Annotated in this window: 5 protein-coding genes and 1 pseudogene; all 6 read right to left on the reverse strand. The window is 69.0% G+C overall.

The window, feature by feature from the left end:
- Nucleotides 1-91: 91 nt before the first annotated feature.
- A pseudogene (locus ACIKT0_RS09375) lies at nt 92-556 on the reverse strand (biotin/lipoyl-containing protein); the annotation flags it as partial.
- Between the two features lie 121 nt (nt 557-677).
- Nucleotides 678-3,632, reverse strand: a complete 2,955-nt coding sequence (locus ACIKT0_RS09380; protein WP_407105092.1) for a 2-oxoglutarate dehydrogenase E1 component — start codon at nt 3,630-3,632, stop codon at nt 678-680.
- Nucleotides 3,633-3,842: 210 nt separating this feature from the next.
- Nucleotides 3,843-4,727 (reverse strand): succinate--CoA ligase subunit alpha, encoded by an 885-nt coding sequence (gene sucD, locus ACIKT0_RS09385; RefSeq protein ID WP_183394990.1) that lies wholly within the window; start codon nt 4,725-4,727, stop codon nt 3,843-3,845.
- 2 nt (nt 4,728-4,729) lie between these two features.
- Nucleotides 4,730-5,929, reverse strand: coding sequence for an ADP-forming succinate--CoA ligase subunit beta (sucC, locus tag ACIKT0_RS09390; protein WP_407105093.1), 1,200 nt, complete (start codon nt 5,927-5,929; stop codon nt 4,730-4,732).
- 159 nt (nt 5,930-6,088) lie between these two features.
- The gene (gene mdh / locus ACIKT0_RS09395) at nt 6,089-7,054 is read right to left on the reverse strand and encodes a malate dehydrogenase (RefSeq protein WP_407105094.1); all 966 of its coding nucleotides are present in this window, start codon (nt 7,052-7,054) and stop codon (nt 6,089-6,091) included.
- A 124-nt stretch (nt 7,055-7,178) separates the two neighbouring features.
- A partial coding sequence (gene zapE / locus ACIKT0_RS09400; protein ID WP_407105095.1) for a cell division protein ZapE occupies nt 7,179-8,253 on the reverse strand: 1,075 nt, incomplete at its 5' end.

Genomic DNA, 8,253 nt, shown 5'->3' on the forward strand with positions numbered 1-8,253 from the left:
GGCGTGAGGAGAGCCTGGCGCGGATCGCAGATCAGGCTGCGTAGACTGGCGCTGCGGTTTGACAGCGCTAGTTCGCACTGCAACAAAAGTAGCGTCGCGCTGACCCTGCGCCCTTGACGCCTGACGGGTCGACGCCGGTCTCCTCCGCAAGGCGACGGACCGACGGCGCGGGATCGGCGTCCGCGGGAGCGGAGCCGCCATTCGCCTTCGGCCGGGTCTCGTTCGCGTCGTCCTTCAGGGGCGCGGCGGCCTCGTCCTCCTTGGCCTTGGCGGGCTCGGCGGCCTTCGCGGCCTTCGGCGCAGCCGGGGCGGCGCCCTTGCCGTCCTCGATCGAGCCGAGCAGCGCGCCGACGCCGACCGTCTCGCCGTCCTTGGCCTCGATGGCGCCCAGAACGCCGGCCGCCGGCGCGGGCACTTCGAGGGTGACCTTGTCGGTCTCCAGCTCGACGATCGGCTCGTCCGCCGCCACCGCCTCGCCGGGCTTCTTGAACCACCGGCCGATGGTGGCCTCAGTAACGGACTCGCCGAGCGTCGGGACGCGGATCTCAGTGCTCATATGCTCGCTCCGAAGGAGCCTCCCGGTTCGTGTCAGCCCCCGATCGGGACCATTCTGACGCGCAGACCTCTCTAGCGGATCACATAGGCGATGACGATCGCCCGATCGCGGATTCCGATCGCTATTCCGCGAGCGCGTCGTTGAGGAACGCCTGAAGCTGCGCGAGATGCTTCGACATCAGGCCCGTCGCGGTCGCCGCCGAGGCCGGACGACCGGCGTAGCGCGGCCGGCGATGCTCCGCCCCGATCTGGTTCAGCACCCACTCGAGATAGGGCTCGACGAAGAACCAGGCGCCCATGTTGCGCGGCTCTTCCTGGCACCAGACGATCTCGGCCTGCTTGAAGCGGGAGAGCTCGCTGACCGCCGCCTTGAGCGGGAACGGATAGAGCTGCTCCACGCGCAGCAGGTAGACGTCGTCGACGCCGCGCTTCTCGCGCTCCTCGACGAGGTCGTAATAGACCTTGCCGGAGCACAGCACGACGCGGCGGATCTCCTCGTCGGGCCTGAGCGCGATCGTGGACCCGGGGCTCAGCTGCGCGTCGTCCCACAGCAGGCGGTGGAACGAGGTCCCCTCCTCCATCATCGACAGCGGCGACACCGCCCGCTTGTGACGGAGCAGCGACTTCGGCGTCATCAGGATCAGCGGCTTGCGGAACTCGCGGACCATCTGCCGGCGCAGGATGTGGAAGTAGTTCGCCGGCGTGGTGCAGTTCGCGACCTGCATGTTGTCCTCGGCGCACATCTGCAGGTAGCGCTCGAGGCGGGCGGAGGAGTGCTCGGGCCCCTGCCCCTCATAGCCGTGGGGCAGCAGCATCACGAGGCCGGACATGCGCAGCCACTTGCGCTCGCCGGACGACAGGAACTGATCGACGATGACCTGGGCCCCGTTGGCGAAGTCGCCGAACTGCGCTTCCCAGAGCGTAAGCGCGTTGGGCTCCGCCAGCGTGTAGCCGTACTCGAAGCCGAGCACGGCCTCTTCGGAGAGCATCGAGTTGATGACCTCGAAGCGGGCCTGATCCCTCGACAGATTGCTGAGCGGCGTGAAGCGCTCCTCGGTCTCCTGGTCGGTGAGCACCGAATGGCGCTGGCTGAAGGTGCCGCGCTCGACGTCCTGGCCGGACAGCCGGACCGGCACGCCCTCGGTCAGCAGCGATCCGAAGGCGAGCGCCTCCGCCATCGCCCAGTCGACGCCCTCGCCCTCGTCGGTCATCTTCCGACGGTTGTCGAGCAGGCGCTGGATCGTGCGATGCACGTGGAAGCCCTCGGGGGCTTCGGAGAGCTTGCGCCCGATCTCCTTCAGGCGCGCGACGTCGACGCCGGTCTTGCCGCGGCGCGGATCGTCCGGGTCCTTGGCGGCCTTGATGCCGGCCCAGCGGCCGTCGAGCCAGTCGGCCTTGTTGGGCTTGTAGGCCTGGCCCGCCTCGTATTCCTCCTCGAGCCGCGACCGGAACGCGGCGCGCATCTCGTCGACCTCGCCCGGCGCGATCACGCCCTGGCTTTCGAGCCGCTCCGCATAGGTCTCGAGCGCCGTCGGATGGTTGCGGATCTTCCGGTACATGCGCGGCTGGGTGAAGGCCGGCTCGTCGCCCTCATTGTGGCCGAAGCGCCGGTAGCAGAACATGTCGATCACGACCGGCTTGTGGAACTTCTGCCGGAACTCGGTCGCGATCTTGGCCGCGAAGGTCACCGCCTCCGGGTCGTCGCCGTTCACGTGGAAGATCGGCGCCTCGATCATCTTGGCGACGTCGGACGGATAGGGCGAGGAGCGCGCGTTGCGCGGACTCGTCGTGAAGCCGATCTGGTTGTTGATGATGAAGTGGATCGAGCCGCCGGTCTTGTGGCCGCGCAGGCCGGACAGGCCGAAGCACTCCGCCACGACGCCCTGGCCCGCGAAGGCCGCGTCGCCATGGATCAGCAGCGGCATCACCTGCACGCGGTCGACGTCGGTGCGCTGGTCCTGCTTGGCGCGCACCTTGCCCAGCACCACGGGATCGACGATCTCGAGATGCGACGGGTTCGCGGTCAGCGACAGGTGGACCTGGTTGCCGTCGAACTCGCGGTCGGACGACGCGCCCAGGTGATATTTCACGTCGCCCGAGCCCTCGACCTCGTCGGGGGTCCAGGAGCCGCCCTTGAACTCGTGGAAGATCGCCCGGTGCGGCTTGCCCAGCACCTGGGAGAGGATGTTCAGCCGGCCGCGATGGGCCATGCCGACCACGATCTCGCGCACGCCGAGCGCGCCGCCGCGCTTGATGATCTGTTCGAGCGCCGGGACGATCGACTCGCCGCCGTCGAGGCCGAACCGCTTGGTGCCGGTGTATTTGACGTCGAGGAACTTCTCGAAGCCCTCGGCCTCGACCAGCTTGTTCAGGATCGCCTTCTTGCCCTCGGGCGTGAACGCGATCGCCTTGTCCGGCCCCTCGATGCGCTCCTGGATCCAGGCCTTCTCGCCGGGCTCCGAGATGTGCATGAACTCGACGCCGAGCGTCGAGCAGTAAGTGCGCTTCAGGATGGCCAGCATCTCGCGCACGGTCGCGAATTCGAGGCCGAGCACGTGGTCGATGAAAATCTTGCGGTCGAGGTCCTTCTCGCCGAACCCGTATGAGGCCGGGTCGAGTTCCTCGCGCTCGGGCCGCGGCTCGAGCTTCAGCGGATCGAGGTCGGCGGCGAGATGGCCGCGGATGCGATAGGCGCGGATCATCATCAGCGCGCGCGTGGAGTCGCGCGTCGCGGCCTTGATCTGCTCTTCGGTGAGCGGCGTGCCTTTGGCCTCGCCCTTGGCCTTGAGCTTGTCGCCGAGCGAGAGCTCGATCGCGCCCCAATTGCCGTCGAGGGCGGAGACCAGCTCGCCGTTCAGCGGCGTCGGCCAGTTCGGCTTTTCCCAGGAGGGACCCTCGGCGGTCTTCTCGACCGCTTCCGGCGCGTCGCCGAGGTCGTTGAAGAACGCCCGCCAGTCCGGCTCGACCGAGGACGGATCCTTCAGGTAGCGGGCCTGGAGGTCCTCCACATAGGCGGCGTTCCCGCCCCAGAGGAATGAGGTGCGGGCAAGAGCCTCGTTCGCCGCCTGGCGTGACATCCCGGAAAGCCTCGAGTTCGAATGAGCCGAAGACCTTTTCGCACCGCAATATAGGCCGGCGCCGAGCGATTTGAACGCCGCAAATGCGATATCCGCGTGGCGGAGCGGAAACCGCGTTCAATTTCTCCTAATTCATGTTTCAGTTTTCGTGCAAGACGGGCGGCGGCGACAGCGCTGCGGCCTCAGGTGGAGGCCGCAGCGCCAGGCCGGTCAGCCCTTGAGCAGTTCGACCAGCGTCTTGCCCAGCCGCGCCGGCGAGGGCGAGACGCGGACGCCGGCCGCTTCCATCGCGGCGATCTTGTCCTCGGCGCCGCCCTTGCCGCCGGAGATGATCGCGCCGGCGTGGCCCATGCGCCTGCCGGGAGGCGCGGTGCGGCCGGCGATGAAGCCGACGGTCGGCTTCTTGCGGCCGCGCTTCGCCTCGTCCTTCAGGAACTGCGCCGCGTCCTCCTCGGCCGAACCGCCGATCTCGCCGATCATCACGATCGACTCGGTCCGCTCGTCGGCCAGGAACAGCTCCAGCATGTCGATGAACTCGGTGCCCTTGACCGGGTCGCCGCCGATGCCGACAGCGGTGGTCTGGCCGAGGCCCTCGCGGGTGGTCTGGAACACCGCCTCATAGGTCAGCGTGCCGGAGCGCGAGACCACGCCCACGGTGCCGCGCGAGAAGATGTTGCCCGGCATGATGCCGATCTTGCACTCGCCCGCCGTCACCACGCCCGGGCAGTTCGGGCCGATCAGCCGCGTCTTGGAGCCTTCCAGGGCGCGCTTGACGCGCACCATGTCGAGCACCGGCACGCCCTCGGTGATGCACACCACGAGCGGGATCTCGGCCGCGATCGCCTCGCAGATGGCGTCGGCGGCGCCGGCCGGCGGCACGTAGACCACCGAGGCGTCGGCCCCGGTCGCCTCGCGGGCCTCCTTCACGGTGTCGAACACCGGCAGGCCGAGATGCGTCTTGCCGCCCTTGCCGGGGGCGACGCCGCCGACCATGCGGGTCCCGTAGGCGATCGCCGCCTCGGAGTGGAAGGTGCCGTTCTTGCCGGTGAAGCCCTGGCAGATGACCTTGGTGTTGGCGTCGATCAGGATCGACATGCTCAGTTCCTCCCCCGCACCGCGGCGACGATCTTCTGCGCCGCGTCGTCCAGATCGTCGGCCGGCAGCACGTCGAGGCCGCTCTCGGCGATGATCCGCTTGCCCTCTTCGACGTTCGTGCCCTCGAGCCGCACCACCAGCGGCACCTGCAGGCCGACCGCCTTGACGGCCGCGATCACGCCGTTGGCGATCACGTCGCACTTCATGATCCCGCCGAAGATGTTGACGAGGATGCCCTTCACCTGCGGGTCGGCGGTGATGATCTTGAACGCCGCCGTGACCTTCTCCTCCGTGGCGCCGCCGCCGACGTCGAGGAAGTTCGCCGGCTCTTCGCCGTAGAGCTTGATGATGTCGAGGGTGGCCATCGCGAGCCCGGCCCCGTTCACCATGCAGCCGATCGTGCCGTCGAGCGCGATGTAGGCGAGGTCGTACTTCGACGCCTCGATCTCCTTCTCGTCCTCCTCCGTCAGGTCGCGCAGCTCGGCGAGCTCCGGATGGCGGTAGAGCGCGTTGGAGTCGAAGGAGACCTTCGCGTCGAGGCAGCGCAGCTGACCGTCCTTGGTGACGATCAGCGGGTTGATCTCGAGCATCGACATGTCGGTCGCCACGAACGCCTCGTAGAGCGTCGCGGAGAGCTTCTCGGCCTGCTTGGCGAGGTCGCCCGTCAGCCCGAGCGCTTTGGCGAGCGTCCGGCCGTGATGCGGCAGCACGCCGGTCGCGGGATCGATCGCGATGGTGTGGATCTTCTCCGGGTGGCTCGCGGCCACCTCCTCGATGTCCATGCCGCCTTCGGTGGAGGCCACGAACGCGACCCCGCCGGTGGTGCGGTCGACCAGCGCCGAGAGGTAGAACTCCTTCTCGATCGCCGAGCCTTCCTCGACGTAGAGCCGGTTGACCTGCTTGCCGGCCGGGCCGGTCTGCTTGGTCACCAGCGTGCGGCCGAACATCTCCTGGACGAAGTTCTTGGCCTCCTCGGCCGAGCGGGCCAGCCGCACGCCGCCGAGCTCGCCGGCCTCAGCCTCGACGAACTTGCCCTTGCCGCGGCCGCCGGCGTGAATCTGCGACTTCACCACCCAGACCGGCCCGGTCACGGACGCGATCGCGGCGTCGGCGTCGGCCGCCGACAGGATCGCCGCCCCGGACGGCACCGGCGCCCCGAACCGCCGCAGCAGCGCTTTCGCCTGATACTCGTGTATGTTCATGAAGTTCCTCCCTCCGGCGAGGCGAGCTCCGCGCCAGGCGCGCGCCGCGTCGGCCGTTCTCCGGCGCCTATAAGCACGGCCCGCCGGAATTCGCCACCGGGCGGGCCGTAACGTCGTCGTTCCCTTGCGCCTCCTCCGTGCGGAAGAGGCCCGGAACGGTTACTTTCCGAGATTGGGCGCGATGCCCTTGCAGGCCTCGATGAGGCCCTTCACGGCGTCGACCGACCTGTCGAAGGCGGCCTTCTCGGCGCGGTCGAGTTCGATCTCGACGACGCGCTCCACGCCGCCCGCGCCGATCACCACCGGCACGCCGCAATAGATGCCGTCCACGCCGTACTGGCCGGTGAGGTGGGCGGCGCAGGGCAGCACGCGCTTCTTGTCGCGAAGATAGCTCTCCGCCATCGCGATGCCGGAGGCGGCCGGCGCGTAGAAGGCCGAGCCGGTCTTGAGCAGGCCGACGATCTCGGCGCCGCCGTCGCGGGTGCGCTGGATGATCTGGTCGAGCCGCTCCTGGGTGGTCCAGCCCATCTTGACGAGGTCCGGCAGCGGAATGCCCGCGACCGTCGAGTAGCGCGGCAGCGGCACCATCGTGTCGCCATGGCCGCCGAGCACGAAGGCCGTGACGTCCTCGACCGAGACCCCGAACTCCTCGGCGAGGAAGTAGCGGAAGCGCGCCGAGTCCAGCACGCCCGCCATGCCGACGACCTTGTGGGTCGGCAGGCCGGAGGCGGTGCGCAGCGCCCACACCATGGCGTCGAGCGGATTGGTGATGCAGATCACGAAAGCGTCGGGGGCGTATTTGGCGATGCCTGCGCCGACCTGCTCCATGACCTTGAGGTTGACGCCCAGAAGGTCGTCGCGGCTCATGCCCGGCTTGCGCGGCACGCCCGCGGTGACGATCACCACGTCGCAGCCCGAAAGATCCTCGTAGGACGAGGTGCCCTTGAGCCGGGCGTCGAAGCCCTCGATCGGCGAGGCCTCGGCGATGTCGAGCGACTTGCCCTGCGGCACCCCGTCGACGATGTCGAACAGGACGACGTCTCCGAGCTCCTTGAGGCCGACCAGCAAGGCGAGCGTGCCGCCGATCTGGCCGGCGCCGACGAGTCCGATCTTGCTGCGCGCCATGGGGTCCTCAGAGCCGTGAGAGTGCGGGCGTGGCGAGGCGACAGGCCCCGCGGGCAGTCAGGCCTTCGCAACTAGCCCGATCGGCGAAGCCGTTCAAGGGAGCGCGGGCCTGCGACCCTCTCCGTCAGGTCTCGACCAGGCCGGTCGTGGCGCCGCTCGCGGCGCTGTCGGGCTTGCCGTGCGGGCGCGACAGCCACTCGTCGGAGCCCATCTCCACCAGCCGGGAGGCGGTGCGGGCGAAGCCGAAGGCCTCGTAGCCTTCGCGGCCGATCCAGATCCGGTCGGGCTCGGCCGCTCCGGAAGCGAGCAGCTTGACGTGATGCTCGTAGAGCGCGTCGACCAGCGTCATGAACCGGCGCGCTTCGTTGCGGCGCCGGTCGTCGAGCTCCGGGACGTCGTCGAGGATCAGCGTGTGGAAGCGTCGGGAGATCGCCAGATAGTCCGCGGCTCCGAGCGGCCGTCCGCACAGCGCGTCGAACGAGGCGCGCGCGACGCCGTGCGCGGCATGCGGGATCTCGACGACATGCCCCTGGACCTCAAGCTTCGCCGGGCCGCCGATCTCGCCCGCGAGCGCCAGAAAGGCCGCGTCGAGCGCCGAGCGGGCCTCGTCGTCGGCCGGCGTCAGCCACATCCGCCCGTCGCCGAGCTTCTCGCGACGGAAATCCGTGCGGGCGTCGAGCCGCACCACATCCAGGCGCTCCTGCAGCATCGCGATGAAGGGCAGGAACAGGGAGCGGTTGAGGCCGTCCCGGTAAAGCTCGGGCGGCGGCACGTTCGAGGTGGCGACCACGATCACGCCGGCCGCGAACAGACGCTCGAACAGCCGGCTGAGGATCATCGCGTCGGCGATGTCGGTGACGTGGAATTCGTCGAAGCAGAGCAGCGAGGCCTCGCGGGCGAGCTGGTCGCCGATCACCGGGATGACGTCGCCGGCGACGCCCCGGCCTTCCTTGGCGGCGAGCCGCTCGGCGTGGATGCGGGCGTGAACGTCCAGCATGAAGTCGTGGAAATGGACGCGGCGCTTGGGCTCGGTCGGCGCGGCCTCGAAGAAGATGTCCATCAGCCGCGTCTTGCCGCGGCCCACCTCTCCCCAGACATAGAGCCCCCGGGGCGGCGGATCCGCGCGGCGGGCGAACAGCCAGTTCAGCGCGCCCGACTTGCCGCGCAGCCGCTCCCGCAGGCGCGTCTCGAGCGCGTCG

Source organism: Hansschlegelia beijingensis (genome assembly GCF_045505405.1).
In the GTDB taxonomy this organism is placed as follows: Bacteria; Pseudomonadota; Alphaproteobacteria; order Rhizobiales; family Methylopilaceae; genus Methylopila; species Methylopila beijingensis_A.